Genomic DNA, 16060 nt, shown 5'->3' with positions numbered 1-16060 from the left:
CACCCCACGGACATCGCCGCCCCCGTCCTCTCCATTTCGAACCTCAGCGTGCAGCTGCCGGTGCAGAAGCACCGCGTGCTGGACGGCATCTCGCTGGACATCGCGCCCGGCGAGACGCTCTGCCTGGTGGGCGAGAGTGGCTCGGGCAAGTCGGTCACCTCGCTGGCGGTGATGGGCCTGCTGCCGAAGAAGGTGCTCGCCGTCTCCGGCGGCAGCATCCGCCTGGAGGGCGAGGAACTGGTGGGCGCCGGCGACGCGCGGCTGCGCGCGCTGCGGGCGAGCCGCATGGCGATGATCTTCCAGGAGCCGATGACGGCGCTGAACCCGGTTTTCCCCGTCGGCCAGCAGATCGAGGAAGTGCTGAAGACCCATCTCGACCTCTCCGCCCGCGCGCGGCGCGAGAAGGTGCTGGCGATGATGGAGCAGGTCCACCTGCCCAACATCGAGCGGGTCTACGCCTCCTATCCGCACCAGCTTTCCGGCGGCCAGCGCCAGCGCATCATGATCGCCATGGCGCTGATCCTCGACCCCAAGCTGCTGATCGCCGACGAACCCACCACCGCGCTGGACGTCACCACCCAGAAGCAGATCCTGAAGCTCATCAAGGAATTGCAGCAGCGCATGGGCACCTCGGTGCTGTTCATCACCCACGACATGGGCGTGGTGGCGGACATTGCCGACCGGGTGTGCGTGATGAACCACGGCCAGGTGGTGGAGACCGGCGCGCTGGACGCCATCCTGCGCAGCCCGCGCGAGGACTATACCCGCCGCCTGCTCGGCGCCGTGCCCAGCCTGACGCCGCGCCCGCCCCGCCCGGATGCCGCGCGCGAGAAGGTGCTCTCGGTCAGCGAACTGGCCAAGACCTACGCCAGCCGCTCCCTGTTCGGCCAGCGCCGGGAGACGGTGGCGGCGGACGCGGTGTCCTTCACGCTCGGGCGCGGGCGCACGCTGGGCATCGTCGGCGAAAGCGGCTCGGGCAAGTCCACGGTGGCGCGCTGCGTCATGCGGCTGATCGATCCCACCTCCGGCTCGATCCGGCTGGGGGCGCAGGAGGTGTCGGACCTCTCGCCCGCCGCGCTCAGGCCATTCCGCAAGCGCATCCAGATGATCTTCCAGGACCCCTACCGCTCGCTGAACCCGCGCATCACGGTCGGCGACAGCATCGCCGAAGGCCCGCGCAACTTCGGCGTCCCCGCCGCCGAGGCGCACAAGCGGGCACGCGATCTCATGCCGCTGGTGGGCCTGCCGGACGACGCGGTGGAGCGCTTCCCGCACCAGTTCTCCGGTGGCCAGCGCCAGCGCATCGCCATCGCCCGCGCGCTCGCCATGGAGCCGGATGTGCTGGTGGCGGACGAGGCGGTCTCGGCGCTGGACGTCTCGGTGCAGGCGCAGGTGCTGGACCTCCTGGCCGGCCTCCAGGCCCGGCTCGGCATCGCCATATTGTTCATCACCCACGACCTGCGGGTCGCGGCGCAGATCTGCGACGACGTGGTGGTGATGCACAAGGGGCGCATCGTCGAGCACGGCACCGCCGCCGAGGTGCTGGCCCATCCCAGGGCCGACTACACACGGGAACTCTTGCTGGCGGCGCCCGGCCGCCATTGGGATTTCGCCAATTTTCGCCCGCTGGCTCCCGCACCCGCGCTTGCCGCGGACGCCTGACCCGGCGAACATAACCTCAGAGGACGCCTGCCATGACCGCACCGCGCATCGCCGTCGGTGGCTTTATGCACGAGACCAACACGTTCGCCCCGGCGCCGGCGGAATATGCCGCGTTCGAGCATGGCGGCGGCTTTCCGCCCATGAGCCGGGGCGCGGAGATCTTCGCCCGCCTGCCCGGCAAGAACACCGGCCTGTCCGGCTTCATCGGCGCCGCCGGGCAGAAGGGCTGGGAGGTGCTGCCGACGCTGTGGTGCGCCGCCAGCCCCTCCGCCCACGTGACCGAGGACGCCTTCGAGCGCATCCTCACCGAGATGCTGGACCGCCTCGCGGCGCTGGGGCCGGTGGACGCGGTCTATCTCGACCTGCACGGCGCCATGGTGACCACCCATCAGGACGATGGCGAGGGCGAGGTGGAAGCGCGCGTGCGGGCGCTGATCGGCCCGGACGTGCCGCTGCTCGTCAGCCTGGACCTGCACGGCAACGTCACCCGGCGCATGGTGGAGGAGGCCGACGCGCTGGTCGCCTACCGCACCTATCCGCACGTGGACATGGCCGACACCGGCCGGCGCGCGGCGGACGTGCTGGCGGCGCGCATGGCGGCGGGCCGGCCCTTCGCCAAGGCGTTCCGGCAGATCCCCTTCCTCATGCCTATCGCCTGGCAGTGCACCGAGATGGAGCCCTGCAAGACGCTCTACCGCCAGTTGGAGGAGATCGAGCGTGGCATGGGCCTCGCGCATCTGTCCTTCCTGCCCGGTTTCCCGGCGGCGGACTTCGCCGATTGCGGCGGCAGCGTCGTCGCCTATGCGGACACCCAGGAAAAGGCGGACGCCGGCGCCGATGCCCTCACCGCGCTGATCTGCGCCCAGGAGGACGCCTTCGCCGGCGAGGCCCTCGCTCCCGAGGAGGGCGTGCGCAAGGCCATGGCCATCGCCGCCGGCGCCAGCCGCCCGGTGGTGATCTCGGACACCCAGGACAATCCCGGCGCCGGCGGCACCTCCGACACCACCGGCATGCTGCGCGCCTTGGTGGCCTGCGGCGCCACCCGCGCGGCGCTCGGCCTGATGGTGGACCCGCAGGCCGCCACTTCCGCCCACGCGGCCGGCGTCGGCGCCGAGGTGACGCTGAAGCTGGGCGGCAAGTCCGGCATCCCCGGCGACACGCCGTTCGAGGGCACCTTCACGGTGGAGGCGCTGTCGGATGGCACGTTCGACGCCACCGGCCCTTATTTCGGCAAGGGGCCCATGTTCCTCGGCCGCTCCGCCTGCCTGCGCATCGAAGGGGTGCGGGTGGTGGTGGCCTCCCGCAAGGCCCAGCTCGCCGACCAGGCCATGTTCCGCTACGTGGGCATCGAGCCCACCGAGCAGGCCATTCTCGTGAACAAGAGCTCGGTGCATTTCCGCGCCGATTTCACCCCCATCGCCGAGACCATATTGGTGTGCACCGCGCCGGGCTCCATGCCGCTGTCCCCGGCCAGCCTGCCATGGAAGCACTTGCGCCCAGGCGTCCGCCTGGCGCCCAATGGCCCGGCGTTCGCCTGAGCCTTCCCCCCAACGTTCCAGTCCCGAGACATCCCATGCCCGCATTGCCTGAAATCGAAGCCTTTGCCGCCGACCTCGTCGCCATCCGCCGCGACATCCACGCCCATCCCGAAATCGGCTTCGAGGAGGTGCGCACCTCCGGCATCGTCGCCGAGAAGCTCGCCGCCTGGGGCATCGAGGTGCATAGCGGCGTCGGCAAGACCGGCGTGGTGGGCATCCTCAACGGCACCAAGGGTCCCGGCCGCCGCATCGGCCTGCGCGCCGACATGGACGCCTTGCCCATGGACGAGGCCACCAATCTGCCTTTCTCGTCCAAATATCCCGGCAAGTTCCACGGCTGCGGCCATGACGGCCACACCACCATGCTGCTGGGCGCGGCGCGCTATCTGGCGGCCCACCGCGATTTTGCCGGCACCGTCCATTTCATTTTCCAGCCGGCCGAAGAGGGTCTGGGCGGCGCGCGGGCCATGCTGGCGGACAAATTGTTCGAGCGCTTCCCCTGCGACGAGGTGTTCGGACTGCACAATGCGCCGAACATCGAGGACGGCAAGGTGCGCATCTTCGCCGGCCCGGCCCAGGCCGGAGCGGACTTCTTCGACATCAAGATCACGGGCTGCGGCTCCCATGGCGCGCGCCCGGAGGTCTCCCGCGACCCGGTGATCGCCGTCACCGCGCTGGTGCAGGCGCTGCAATCGGTGGTGAGCCGCAATGTCGATCCCCAGCATGCCAGCGTGCTGTCGGTGACCAAGATCCACGCCGGCTCGGCCTATAACGTCATACCCCAGGAAGCGGCGCTCGGCGGCACCATGCGCTTCTTCGATCCGGCCACTGGCGAACGCATGCGCCAGCGCATGCGCACCATCGCCGCCGGCATCGCCGCCACCTTCGAGATGGAAGTCGAGGTGGACATCCGCAGCATCTTCGACGTGCTGGTGAACCACGAGGCCCAGAGCGACGCCGCCGCCAAGAGCATCGCCAAGATCGTCGGTGCCGAAAACCTGCTCACCGATGTGGCGCCGATCATGGGCAGCGAGGACTTCGCCGACATGCTGCGGGCGGTGCCGGGCGCCTATTTCTGGGTCGGCCACGGCGGCGACGTGCCGGTGCACAATCCCGGCTTCATCCTCGACGAGGCCATCCTGCCCGTGGGCGCCAGCCTGCTGGCCACGGTGGCCACCGACCGCCTCGCGGCCGGCTGAGGCGCGGCGCATGGACCTCAAGGCCCTGCCGTTCGACACCGCCTCCATGCTGGCGCGGCTGCGCCCCTGGGTGGAGTGCGAGAGCCCGACCTACAGCCCCGCCGCCGTCTCGGCGGCGGTGGCTCTCGCAAGCCGGGACGCGGCGGCGGCGGGCGGGAGCGTCGAGCACATCCCCGGCCCCGCCGGGCTCGGCGACTGCGCCCGCGTGCGCTTTCCCCATCCCAAGGGCGAAGCGCCCGGCATCCTGGTGATGGGGCATTTCGATACGGTCCACCCCATCGGCACGCTGGAAAAGCTGCCCTTCCACCAGGAGGGCAACCGCTGCTGGGGGCCCGGCATCATGGACATGAAGGGCGGCACCTTCACCGCGCTGGAGGCGCTGATCCAGCTCGCCAAAGCGGGCATCGCCACGCCGCTGCCCGTCACCTTCCTGTTCACCTCCGACGAGGAGATCGGCAGCCCCGGCACGCGCACGCTGATCGAGGAGGAAGCCCGAAAGCACAAATACATCCTGGTGCCGGAGCCGGGACACGCGGACAAGGGCGTGACCACCGGGCGCTATGCCATCGCCCGCTACAAGCTCACCGCCTACGGCCGTCCCAGCCACGCGGGCGCCACGCTGAAGGAGGGCCGCTCGGCCATCCGCGAGATGGCGCGCCGCATCCCGCAGATCGAGGACATGACCACCGAGGACTGCACCTTCTCGGTGGGCGTGGTGCACGGCGGGCAGTGGGTGAACTGCGTCTCCACCACGTGCTCCGGCGAGGCGCTGAGCATGTCCAAGCGCCAGGCGGACCTGGACGCGGGCACCGCGCGCATCCTGGCGCTCAACGAGCGGCGCGAGGACGGCACCGGCTTCGAGGTGGAAAAGAGCGTGGTGCGCCCGGTGTGGGAGCCGGACGGGGCCGCCCTGGCGCTCTACGAGCAGGCCAGGACCATCGCCGCCGAGATCGGCTTCGACCTGCCCCACCGCAGCTCCCCCGGCGGATCGGACGGCAATTTCACCGGCGCGCTCGGCATCCCGACCCTGGACAGCCTCGGCCCCAGCGGCCGGGATTACCATACGCTCAACGAGCATATCCTGGTGGATACGCTGGCCGAGCGCGGCCGGCTGATGGCGGGCCTGATGGCACGGCTCGCTTGATCGTCCGGAACGACCCCGCCGCGCTCAGGCGCGGCGGGCGGCGTCGAAGGCGCCGAGGAAGGCCACCGCATTGTCGGACAGCGACGGCCCCAGATAGCCGCCTTCCTGCACCAGCACCGTGGGCAGGCCGAGACCAGCGATCTTGGCCGCGCCGCTTTCGAACCCCGCGCGGGTCATCCCCACCAGGGAGAGCGGATCGTCCTGCGACATGTCGAGGCCGAGCGAGACCACCAGCGCCTCGGCGCCGAAGGCGCGGATGACCTCCAGCGCCTCGTCGTAGCGCGCCAGGATCTCCTCCGCGCCGGCGCCGACCGGCAGCACCAGATTGCGCGTGGCGCCTTCGCCCGCGCCGATGCCGGTCTCGTCCGCATAGCCGATGAAGAAGGGCGTATAGTCGCTGGGGTCGGTGTGGATCGAGACATAGAGCACGTCGCCGCGGGCGTGGAAGATGTCCTGCGTGCCGTTGCCCGCATGGGTGTCCACGTCCAGCACCGCCACCTTGCCGAAACGCCCGCGCAGATGCTGCGCCGCCACCGCCGCATTGTTGAAGAAGCAGAAGCCCCAGCTGGCGTCGAGCACCGCATGGTGGCCCGGCGGGCGGCACAGGGCATAGATGTGCCCCTCCGCGCCGGAGCGCACGCGCTCGGCGGCGTCGATGGCGGTCTGCGCCGACCAGTAGATGGCCTCCGCCGTGCCCTCGACGATGGGGCATGAGGTGTCGGTGGAATAATAGCCCAGCCGGCCGATGACCCCGGTCGGAACCCGGAAGTTGCGCCGGTCGGTGTGATAGTTCGGCACCGCCGGAACCGTGGTGCCGGTGGCCTCCACCCAGGCCGGCCAGGCGGACATGAGGAAGTCCACATAGGCCGGATCGTGCACCGCCTTGATGGGATCGAGACCGTGGTCGGCGGGCATCTGGCGGGTATGGCCGGCGGCCAGCAGCGCGTCGCGCAGCAGGATGGCGCGCTGCGGCTGCTCGGGATGGGGAATGAAGGCGCCCCGGCGGAAATAGAGTTCCGGATCGTGCTTGAGCTGGCGCTCGTCGAAAATGATCTTCATCTCGTCCTCTCGCGGCCCGGCCTCAGATGGCCGCGGCCCTTGCGCCGAAGGCATCGCCCTCGGCCCGCCCGGGGATCGCCGCGATCAGGCGCCGGGTATATTCATGCTGCGGATCGCCGAACACTTGCGCCGCCGGCCCCATCTCCACCACCTCGCCCTTACGCATCACCGCCACCTTGTCGCAGATGGTGGCGGCGACCCGCAGGTCGTGGGTGATGAAGATCAGCGCGAGGTCGAGCCGCGTCTTCAGGTCGGCCAGCAGCCGCAGCACCTGCGCCTGGATCGACACGTCGAGGGCGGACACCGCCTCGTCGGCGATGATGATCTCCGGATCAAGCGCGAGCGCGCGGGCGATGCCGATGCGCTGGCGCTGGCCGCCGGAAAATTCATGCGGGAAACGGTCCACCGCCGAGGCGTCGAGCCCCACCAGCGCCAGCAGGTCGCCGGCCTTCTTTAGCGCCGCGCCGATGGGCATGCCGGCGGCGATCGGCCCTTCGGCGACGATGCGGCCGACGCGGGTGCGCGGGTTGAGCGAGCCGTAGGGGTCCTGGAACACCATCTGCATGCGCCGCCGCCAGATGCGCATCTCGCCCACCGACTGGCCCATGGTCTCCTGCCCGTTGAGGCGGATGGAGCCCGCGTCCGGCTCGATCAGCCGCACCAGGCAGCGGCCGAGCGAGGACTTGCCCGAGCCGCTCTCGCCCACCACGCCCAAAGTCTCGCCACGGGCCAGATCGAAGCTGACGTCGCGCACCGCATGGACCACGCGGGCGGGCCGGAAGAAGCCGCCGGCCGAACGGTAGGTCTTGGTGAGGCCACGCACCTCCAGCACCGTTTCGCCGGCCGCCTTCCGCGGCCCGTCGCCGGCGGCGGGGCGGCCGGTGGGAATGGCGGCGATGAGCTGGCGCGTATAGGCATCCTGCGGCGCGCCGAGCACGTCCGCCGCGGCGCCGGTCTCCACCACGCGGCCCTTGCTCATGACCACCACCCGGTCGGCGATGTCGGCCACCACGCCGAAGTCGTGGGTGATGAACATCACCGCCGTGCCGTGCTTGTCCTGGAGCTCGCGGATCAGCTTGAGGATCTGCGCCTGGGTGGTCACGTCCAGCGCCGTGGTCGGCTCGTCGGCGATCAGCAGCACCGGGTCGAGCGCCAGGGCCATGGCGATGACCACGCGCTGGCGCTGGCCGCCGGAGAGCTGGAACGGATAGGCATGGATCGCCCGCTCGGGCTCGGGAATGCCCACCTCGGTGAGCAGCGCCAGCGCGCGGGCGCGGCGCTCGGCGGGCGCGAGCAGGCCGTGCGCCTCGAACACCTCGGCGATCTGGTCGCCGATGCGCATCAGCGGGTCGAGCGCCGTCATCGGCTCCTGGAAGATCATGCCGATGCGCCGGCCGCGGATGGCGCGCATGGCCTCCGCGTCGAGCCGCAGCAGGTCGATGCCGTCGAGCTTGGCGGTGCCCTGCGCGGCGCGGGTGCCGGGCGGCAGCAGGCCCATGACCGCATTGGCCGACATGGACTTGCCCGAGCCGCTTTCGCCGACGATGGCCAGCGTCTCGCCGCGATGGATGTCGAAGCTCACATGCTCCACCGCATAGAGCCGGTCGGCGCCCGCCGGCAGCTCGATGGCGAGGTTGGCGACGGACAGGACGGGTTCGTGGGGAACGGTGGGTTCGCTCATGCTGCGCTCCTCAGGCCTGGTCGCGCGAGGAGCGCGGATCGAGCGCCTCGGCGAGGCCTTCGCCGACGAGATTGAGCGCCAGCACCGAGATCAGGATGGCGACGCCGGGAAACACCGACAGCCACCACGCCTGCCGCACCACCGTGCGCGCCGCGCCGATCATGTAGCCCCACGACATGATGGAGGGGTCGCCGAGGCCGAGGAAGGAGAGCGAACTCTCCAGCAGGATGGCGGAAGCCACCATCAGGGACGCCAGCACCACGATGGGCGAGACCACATTGGGCAGGATCTGCCTTGTGATGATGGTGAGATGCGACTGGCCGGCGAGGATCGCCGCCTCCACATATTCGCGCTGGCGCTGGGCCATCACCTCGCCGCGCACCAGCCGCGCCACCGGCGGCCAGCCGACGATGGCGATGGCGATGATGATGGAGAAGAGGCTCGGCTGAAAGATCGCCACCAGCACGATGGCCAGCGCGAAGCTCGGCACGGTCTGGAAGAATTCGGTGAAGCGCATCAGCACGTCGTCCACCACGCCGCCGAAATAGCCCGCCAGCGCGCCGATCGGCACGCCCACCGCCAGCGCGACCAGCGTCGAGACGGTGCCGATCAGCAGCGAGACGCGGGCGCCATAGGCGAGGCCCGAGGCCACGTTGCGGCCCAAAGTGTCGGTGCCGAGCGGCACCGCCGGATTGGCGAACGGCGGCAGGAAGGGCCGCTGCACCATCTTCCAGGGCGAGACCGGGTAGAAATAGGGCGCGGCGATCGCGATGGCGACCACGAGCAGCACCACCACCAGGCCGGCGACGGCCGCCTTGTGCCGGCGGAAGCGGGACCAGAAGGCCTTCATCGCGACACCTCGATGCGCGGGTCCACCATGCGGTAGACGAGATCGGTGAGGATGTTGAACACCACCACCATGGCGGCGGAGACGACGAAGACGCCCAGCAGCAGGTTGTAGTCGCGCTGGATCAGCGCCTCGTACATCAAGCGGCCGATGCCGGGCCAGGCGAACACGGTCTCGGTCATCACCGCCCCGCCCACCATCTGCCCGGCCTGCACGCCGGCCAGCGTCACCACCGGCAGCACCGCGTTGCGCAGCACGTGGCGGCGCAGGATCACCCGCTCGGACAGGCCCTTGGCGCGCAGCGTCTTGACGAAATCCTGCCGCGCCACCTCGATCATGGAGGCGCGCGTCATGCGCACATAGACGGCGGTGAAGAACAGGCCCAGCGTCACCGCGGGCAGCACCAGATGCCGCGCCACGTCCAGCGCCCGCTCGCCCAGCGTGGCGTTGCCGCCCACGTCATAGAGGCCGAAGGCCGGCAGCCAGTCGAGCCAGACGGAGAAGATCAGCACCGCCATCAGCGCCATCCAGAACAGCGGCGTGGCGTAGAACACCAGGGACACGGTGGTGATGATGCGATCCAGCGGCCGGCCCTTGTGCGCCGCCGCCCAGGCGCCCATCACCACGCCCACGGTGAGCGAGAAGACGAAGGCCGCGCCGGTGAGCAGCAGGGTGGCCGGCAGGCGGTCCAGCACCAGGTCCAGCACCGGCATCTGCTGGCGGTGCGAGAAGCCGAGGTCGAGCCGCACCACGCCCCAGATATAGAGGCCGAGCTGGGTGGTGAACGGCTGGTCGAGGCCGAACTTCACCCGCAATTGCTGCACGAAGGCCTCGTCCGTGGCGCCGGATTCCCCGGCCATCACCGACGCCGGATCGCCCGGCGCCAGATGGATGAGCACGAAGTCGAGCACGACGATGGCCAGCACCACGAGGATGCCCTTGGCCAGCCGCGACAGGAGGAACTGGAGGGTCTGCATGCGGGAGCGGATCTCGTCGGCGGAAGCGGGGGACGGCGGCGCCCTGCCGCCGTCCGGGTGCGTCGAACGGCGTCCCGGCGTTCTCGCGGGGACGGTGCCTTCTCATGCCGACGGCATCGGTCGTCGACCGCTGCCGCGCGGGCTGGAGACGGCCGGCGGGGCAGGCCCCGCCGGCCCGTCGAAGTCACTCGATCCAGGCGTCCTTGAAGCCGTCGTTCACGCCGATGCCGGTGGTGATGAGGTTCTTGACGTTGCAGTGGGTGAGCGTCGGGAACTTCAGGTCGATCAGCCAGGCATAGACCGCATCGTCGCTGAGCTTCTTCTGCACGGCGGAATAGATCGTCTGCCGCGCGCTGTCCGGGAAGGCCACGGCGCCGTCGGCGAACAATTTGTCCACCTCAGGGTTGGAATAGCCGCCCACATTGTTGAACGGCGAGCCCTTGGCGATGTTGGAGGAGACATAGGCGCGCGAGACGCCGAGCGCCGGGTCGCCATACTGGTAGAGGAAGGTGGTGGAGAGATCGAAGTCCCAGTCGCCCAGCTTCTTGTTCCAGCCGGCGACATCGGTGGTGATCATGTCCACCTTGATGCCGACGTCCTCCAGGTTCTGCTTGATGGCCTCGGCCCAGCGCATCCAGGTCTCGCCATAGGGCATGGGGGTGAAGCGCACCGGCTCGCCCTTGTAGCCCATCTCCTTCAGCAGCGCCTTGGCCTTGGCCGGGTCGTAGCTGTAGTTCACCAGCACCTTCTCGTCGCGGAAGGCGGTGCTGTCGGCGAACGGGCCGGTGGAGACCTTGCCCATGCCGTTCCACAGCGCCTCGCGGGCGAAGTCGCGGTCGATGGCGTAGGACACCGCCTTGCGGAAGCGCACGTCGGCGGTCAGCCCGCCGCGATGGTTGAACCACAGCCAGGACTGCGGGGCGAGGAACTCCCAGCCCTTGTCGGTGATGCAGGCATTCTTGGTCTTGGCGAGGCGCGGCACGTCGAAATTCTCCACCGAGCCGCCGGGCAGGATGTCCACCTTGCCGGTCTCGAACGCCACCGCGCGCGCCGCCGCGTCGGGGATGACGTGCCAGTAGATCTCGTCGAGATGCGGCTTGCCCTTCTCGTAATAGTCCGGGTTCTTCACCAGCTTGATGTAGGAGCCCTTCACCCATTCGGCGAACTTGAACGGGCCGGTGCCGATGGGCGTGTTGTTGGCCGGATTGGCCTGGAAGTCGGTGCCCTCGTAGATGTGCTTGGGCACGATCGGCATGGTGCCGACCTCGAACATGCGGATGAACGGGCCGAACGGCTGCTTCAGCTGGAACACCACCGTCTCGTCATCGGGGGCGGTGATGGTGTCCACATAGGCCAGCGAGGCGCGCGTGCGCGGGTTGGTCTTGCGCAGGAAGACGTCGGCGGTGAACACCACGTCGGCGGCGGTGAAGGGCTTGCCGTCGTGCCACTTCACGCCCTTCTGGAGCTTGAACGTATAGGTCTTGCCGTCGTCCGAGATGGTCCAGGAGGTGGCGAGCTGCGGCTTCGGGTTCAGCTTCTCGTCATAGCGCAGCAGGCCCTCGTAGATGTTGCCCGCCACCATCTGGGTGGGGGCGTTCTGGAGGATGCCGAGCATCAGGCCCGGAGGCTCGGGCTGGACCACCACATTGGCCCGGCCGCCCTCCTTGGGCTCCGCCGCGGCGAGGCCGGGCAGGCTGCAGGCGAGCAGCAGCGAGGTTGCAAGCGTACCGAGGAGTTTCTTTTTCATGCCGGGTCCTCTGGAAGGGGTGGTCGGTGAAACTCTTTTGTTGGTCGAGCGCGCTATCGGAAACTCAGTCGTCGTAGTCCGGCGCCACCGCGCGGGCGAGCCGCAGGAAGGCGGCCCATTCGGGGTCCTGGGCGCCGGAGGCGGCATGGTGCGCGTCCCAGGTCTCGTACTGCCGGGCGGTGAGATCGGCGATCTCGCGCGGCGGCAGGCGCAGCGGACGGCCCATGCCCAGCGCCGCCACCTGCGCCTGGCAGGCCCGCTCCAGATTGTGCATCAGCGCGAAGGCTTCGCCCACCGTGCGGCCGCAGGTCATCAGGCCGTGGTTGCGCAGGATCATCGCCTTCTTCGTGCCGAGATCGGCCACCAGGCGCTCGCGCTCCGCCAGATTGAGCGCGATGCCCTCGAAGTCGTGATAGCCGAGGCGGTCGTGGAATTGCAGCGCCCACTGGTTCAGCGGCAGTAGCCCTTCCTCCATGCAGGCCACGGCGACGCCCGCCACCGTGTGGGTGTGCAGCACGCAGCCGAGGTCCGGCCGCGCCGCGTGGACGGCGGAATGGATGACGAAACCGGCGGCATTGATGCCGTTGCCCAGAGGGTCGTCCAGCACCGTGCCGTCGATGTCCACGGTCACCAGTTCGGACGCCTTCACCTCGTCGAAGCGCTTGCCGTAGGAATTGATGAAGAAGCGCTCACCCTCCCCCGCCTTGGCGGAGATGTGGGTGAAGATGCTGTCGTCCATCCTCATGTGGGCCAGCAGGCGATAGGCGGCGGCAAGGTCGCTGCGCGCGTCGGGGCGTGCCTCGGCACGGGTCGGGGTTACGCGCGCATCCATGAACCGATCTCCTGAGCCTCTGGCCGGGCGTGGCGGGGCCGCGCCGGTGTTTGACGCCCCAATGGTAGGCACATAGGATCACAACTGTCGACAATCGACAGTGTGGAAAGTTTGGGCACGCCGTGCCCCGAAACGGAATGAGGATGCGCGTGGCGCAGGCAAGCAGCGACGGGGACGGGGGCCGGCTCGGCGCGCTGCCGCCGGAGGATCTGGTCAGCCGCATCGCGGCCACCCTGTCGGGCGCCATCGTCGCCGGCCGGTTCGCGCCCGGCGCGCGGCTCAACGAGGTGCACCTTGCGGCCGAGCTGGGGGTGTCCCGCGCGCCGCTGCGCGAGGCCGCGCGCCTGCTGGAGAATCGCGGCCTCGTGGTGTCCCACCCCCGGCGCGGCTTCTTCGTGCGCGAATTGACCGCCCGCGCGCTGGATGATGTCTACGACCTGCGCATGGCCCTGGAGCGGCACGCCGGCCTTGCGGTGTGCGCCGGCCTGACCAAGGCGATGGCGGCCGCCCTGCGCGCCCAGGCGGCGCGGATCGACGCCACGACGTCCGATCCGGGGCGGCAGGTGGAGGAGGACTTCGCCTTCCACCGCATGATCTGCGCCTTCGCCGGCAACGAGCGCCTGCTGCGGGTCTATGACGAGCTGACCACCGAGATGCGGCTCGGCATCGTGGTCATCGGCCATCTCTATGACGACCCGGAGGAGATCGCGCGCACCCATGACCCGGTGCTGGAGGCGCTGCTCTCCCGCGACCCGGCGCGCTGGATCGCCGCCATCGACCACCATATCGGCGTGGCGCGCACCCATGTGGTGCGCCTCCTCACCGAGCGGGAGGGCGCACCGGACGACACCTGAGGGCGCGCCGCGCGGCGAGCGCGTCATTGCCCGGCCCCGGCCAGCGCCGCCTGAAACACCGCCGCCGCCGCGAGCACGGCGCCGTCCGCGCCGCGCGGGCCGATGATCTGGAACGCCCGCGGCAGGCCTTCGGGCGTCAGCGCCAGCGGCACCACGGCGGCCGGGTTCTGGCTGAGGTTGAGCGGGAAGCTGAACCCGGCCCACAGGTGCCAGCGCGTCAGCCCGCTGCCCACGGGCACCAGCTCGCCGGCCGCGAACGGCAGCACGGCGACGCCGGGCGAGACGATGAAATCGTAGCGGGCGCAGAGCTGGTCCATGGCCGCGCCATAGAGCGCGCGCTCGGACTGGGCGCGGGCGATCTCCACAGGGGAGAAGCGCGCGCCCTCCGCGGCGATCTCCAGGAAGCCGGGATCGACGCCCGCCCGCATGCCCTCCGGCACGCCGGCGAGCCGGTTGGCCGCGCCGAGATACCAGTGCTTTTCGAAGATGTCCGTCACCCGGTCGGCGAACGGCAGGGCGACGGGCTCAAGGATGGCCCCCAGTTCTTCCAGCCGGCGCACCGCCGCCGCGAAGGCCGCCGCCACCGGCGCCTCCACCGTGCCGCAGGGCGGCTCCGCCCACACGCCGATGCGCGCGCCCTTGGGAAAGCCGGGCGGCAGGCTGGCGCCGAGCGGCGGCAGGGTGCCGGCGCCCTGCGACCAGTCCGCGAGGTCCCGGCCAGACATGGCCGCCAGCATGGGCACGAGGTCCTCCGCATGGCGCGCCATGGGGCCGATATGGGCCACCGTGCCGAAGGCGCTGGCCGGATAGGCCGGCACCCGGCCGAAGGTCGGCTTCAGCCCGGCGATGCCGCAGAAGCTGGCCGGCACGCGGATCGAGCCGCCGCCGTCGGTGCCCAGATGCAGCACGCCGGCGCCGCAGGCCGCCGCCACCGCCGCGCCGCCCGACGAGCCGCCCGGAGTGAGCGCGGGATCATGAGGATTGCGGGTGATGCCGAAGGCAGCGCTGTCGGTGATCGCCTTCCAGCCGAATTCCGGCGAGGTGGTGAGGCCGATGAACACCGCCCCCGCGTCGCGCAGGCGGCGCACCGAGGGCGCGTCCTCGGCATAGGGCGCGGCCGGCGTGGTGGCGCTGCCGTAGCGCACCGACCAGTCCTGCACCCACACGATGTCCTTCAGCGTGGTGGGGATGCCGTCGATGGGCGAGAGCGGCGTGCCGGCCCGCCAGCGGGCCTCGGACGCCCGCGCCGCCGCCAGCGCCCGCTCATGGTCGATGGTGAGGAAGGCGTTGAGCTGGGGATTGATCGCCTCGGCCTGCGCCAGCGCTGCCTGCGCCGCTTCCACCGGCGAGCGGGCGCCGGTCTTGAAGCCCTGCGCCAGCGCCGCCACCTGCGGGCCTTCGTCCAGTATTGCGGCCGGCGGGATCACGGACATTCGGACACTCCTGCTCGAAAATGCAGCATGCGATTGCGGTGCATCGTTCCCAGGCAGAATGGCCTTCCCACCCGCTTTCACAAAATGTATTGCTTTGGATCAGTTCATTCATTTTATGGAGGAATGCGTGGCGCTTTCCCTGCGGCAGGTGCGCTATGTGGCCGAGGTGGCGCGGCTCGGCTCGATCCAGGCCGCCGCGCGCGAGCTGTCCATTTCCCAGTCCTCCATCCTCGCCGCCATCGATCTGGCGGAGGCCGACATCGGCGCGCGCATGTTCACCCGCCGCCCGTCCCAGGGCATGCGCACCACCCCCGCCGGCGAGCGCTTCGTCGCCGCCGCGCGCGGCCTGCTGGCGGCGGAAACCGAGTTCGTGCGCCAGATCGGCTCGCTGGCCGAGGGGCCGCGTCGCGTCATCCGCCTTGGCTGCTTCGAGCCGTTCGGGCCGCTGTTCATGCCGGAGGTGCTGCGCCGCCTCGTCACCCGCACCGGGGCCATCGACATCACTTTGCTGGAGGCCGACCAGCAGCAGTTGCGCCACTGGCTCGACACCGGCCATATCGACGCCGCCGTGACTTATGAGATGGGCCCGCCCTTTACCGGCGACATCACCCGCATCTGCCGCATGCCCGCCCATGTGCTGATGCGCGCCGACGATCCGCTCTCGGCGCTGGACGCAGTGCCGCTGGCGGCGCTGGCCGAGCGGCAGCTCATCCTGCTCGACCTGCCGCAGACCGGGGCCTACCTGTCCTCGATCATCGATATGTCCGGCCTCGGCCGCCGCGTCGGCTTCCGCACCCGCAGCTACGAGACCGTGCGCGCCGCCGTCTCCGCCGGCTTCGGCCTCGCCATCCTGAACATGCGGCCGATCTCGCCGGTGATGGTGGACGCGCCGCTGCTCAGCCGCCGCCCGATCGCCGACCCGCTGCCGCCGCCCACCCTGATCGTGGTGGACCCCTACGGCAGCCAGAAGCCGCGCTTCCTCATCGACTTCATCACCGAGATGCACGCCTTGTTCCGCGAGCTCGGCCCCCGCCAGTTCGCCGTCGCCCGGCCGGAGCAGGAGCGCGAACTGCTGCGCTTCTGAGCC

At 70.1% G+C, this 16060-nt stretch carries 13 protein-coding genes; 6 read left to right on the top strand and 7 right to left on the bottom strand.

From position 1 onward, the window contains the following. The first annotated feature begins 12 nt into the window (after nt 1-12). Genes YU1_RS0104490 through YU1_RS0104475 form a run of 4 tightly spaced genes read left to right on the top strand, consistent with a single transcriptional unit; the run spans nt 13 to nt 5543 of the window. A complete protein-coding gene (locus YU1_RS0104490) occupies nt 13-1662 on the top strand; it encodes an ABC transporter ATP-binding protein (RefSeq protein ID WP_029003039.1) in 1650 nt (549 codons plus the stop codon). A 32-nt stretch (nt 1663-1694) separates the two neighbouring features. Beyond that, nucleotides 1695-3200: a M81 family metallopeptidase gene (locus tag YU1_RS0104485; protein ID WP_029003038.1), complete on the top strand. Its 1506-nt coding sequence runs from the start codon at nt 1695-1697 to the stop codon at nt 3198-3200. 35 nt (nt 3201-3235) lie between these two features. Then, nucleotides 3236-4399, top strand: a complete 1164-nt coding sequence (locus YU1_RS0104480) for a M20 aminoacylase family protein (protein WP_029003037.1) — start codon at nt 3236-3238, stop codon at nt 4397-4399. Between the two features lie 10 nt (nt 4400-4409). After that, entirely contained in the window at nt 4410-5543 is a 1134-nt protein-coding gene (locus tag YU1_RS0104475; protein ID WP_029003036.1) for a M20/M25/M40 family metallo-hydrolase, read from the top strand. A gap of 24 nt (nt 5544-5567) precedes the next feature. On the opposite strand, the gene YU1_RS0104470 is transcribed toward YU1_RS0104475, so the two are convergent. The 6 genes from YU1_RS0104470 to YU1_RS0104445 all read right to left on the bottom strand — a co-directional run bounded on the left by YU1_RS0104470 (nt 5568) and on the right by YU1_RS0104445 (nt 12686). Then, nucleotides 5568-6602 carry a histone deacetylase family protein gene (locus YU1_RS0104470; RefSeq protein ID WP_029003035.1) on the bottom strand — a complete coding sequence of 345 codons (1035 nt, stop codon included), beginning with the start codon at nt 6600-6602 and terminating at the stop codon, nt 5568-5570. Nucleotides 6603-6624: 22 nt separating this feature from the next. Beyond that, on the bottom strand, nt 6625-8283 hold the full coding sequence (locus tag YU1_RS27970; protein ID WP_051356490.1) for an ABC transporter ATP-binding protein: 1659 nt from the start codon (nt 8281-8283) through the stop codon (nt 6625-6627). A 10-nt stretch (nt 8284-8293) separates the two neighbouring features. Then, the gene (locus YU1_RS0104460) at nt 8294-9133 is read right to left on the bottom strand and encodes an ABC transporter permease (protein WP_029003034.1); all 840 of its coding nucleotides are present in this window, start codon (nt 9131-9133) and stop codon (nt 8294-8296) included. Further along, complete coding sequence (locus YU1_RS0104455) at nt 9130-10107, bottom strand: ABC transporter permease (protein ID WP_029003033.1); 978 nt, start codon at nt 10105-10107, stop codon at nt 9130-9132. The genes YU1_RS0104460 and YU1_RS0104455 overlap by 4 nt, the downstream gene beginning before the upstream one ends. Nucleotides 10108-10291: 184 nt before the next feature. Next, the gene (locus YU1_RS0104450; RefSeq protein ID WP_029003032.1) at nt 10292-11854 is read right to left on the bottom strand and encodes an ABC transporter substrate-binding protein; all 1563 of its coding nucleotides are present in this window, start codon (nt 11852-11854) and stop codon (nt 10292-10294) included. A gap of 64 nt (nt 11855-11918) precedes the next feature. Further along, entirely contained in the window at nt 11919-12686 is a 768-nt protein-coding gene (locus YU1_RS0104445; RefSeq protein WP_029003031.1) for a class II aldolase/adducin family protein, read from the bottom strand. A gap of 149 nt (nt 12687-12835) precedes the next feature. On the opposite strand from YU1_RS0104445, the gene YU1_RS0104440 reads away from it, so the two are divergent. Then, nucleotides 12836-13540: a GntR family transcriptional regulator gene (locus tag YU1_RS0104440; protein WP_245263224.1), complete on the top strand. Its 705-nt coding sequence runs from the start codon at nt 12836-12838 to the stop codon at nt 13538-13540. A gap of 23 nt (nt 13541-13563) precedes the next feature. On the opposite strand, the gene YU1_RS0104435 is transcribed toward YU1_RS0104440, so the two are convergent. Further along, nucleotides 13564-14973 carry an amidase family protein gene (locus YU1_RS0104435; RefSeq protein ID WP_051356488.1) on the bottom strand — a complete coding sequence of 470 codons (1410 nt, stop codon included), beginning with the start codon at nt 14971-14973 and terminating at the stop codon, nt 13564-13566. Between the two features lie 127 nt (nt 14974-15100). On the opposite strand from YU1_RS0104435, the gene YU1_RS0104430 reads away from it, so the two are divergent. After that, nucleotides 15101-16057, top strand: a complete 957-nt coding sequence (locus tag YU1_RS0104430) for a LysR family transcriptional regulator (RefSeq protein WP_029003028.1) — start codon at nt 15101-15103, stop codon at nt 16055-16057. Nucleotides 16058-16060: the final 3 nt, after the last annotated feature.

This window comes from Azorhizobium doebereinerae UFLA1-100 (assembly GCF_000473085.1).
GTDB classification, from domain to species: domain Bacteria; phylum Pseudomonadota; class Alphaproteobacteria; order Rhizobiales; family Xanthobacteraceae; genus Azorhizobium; species Azorhizobium doebereinerae.
Note: the sequence above shows the minus strand (reverse complement) of the source record. Positions and strands in the feature narration are given on the sequence as shown.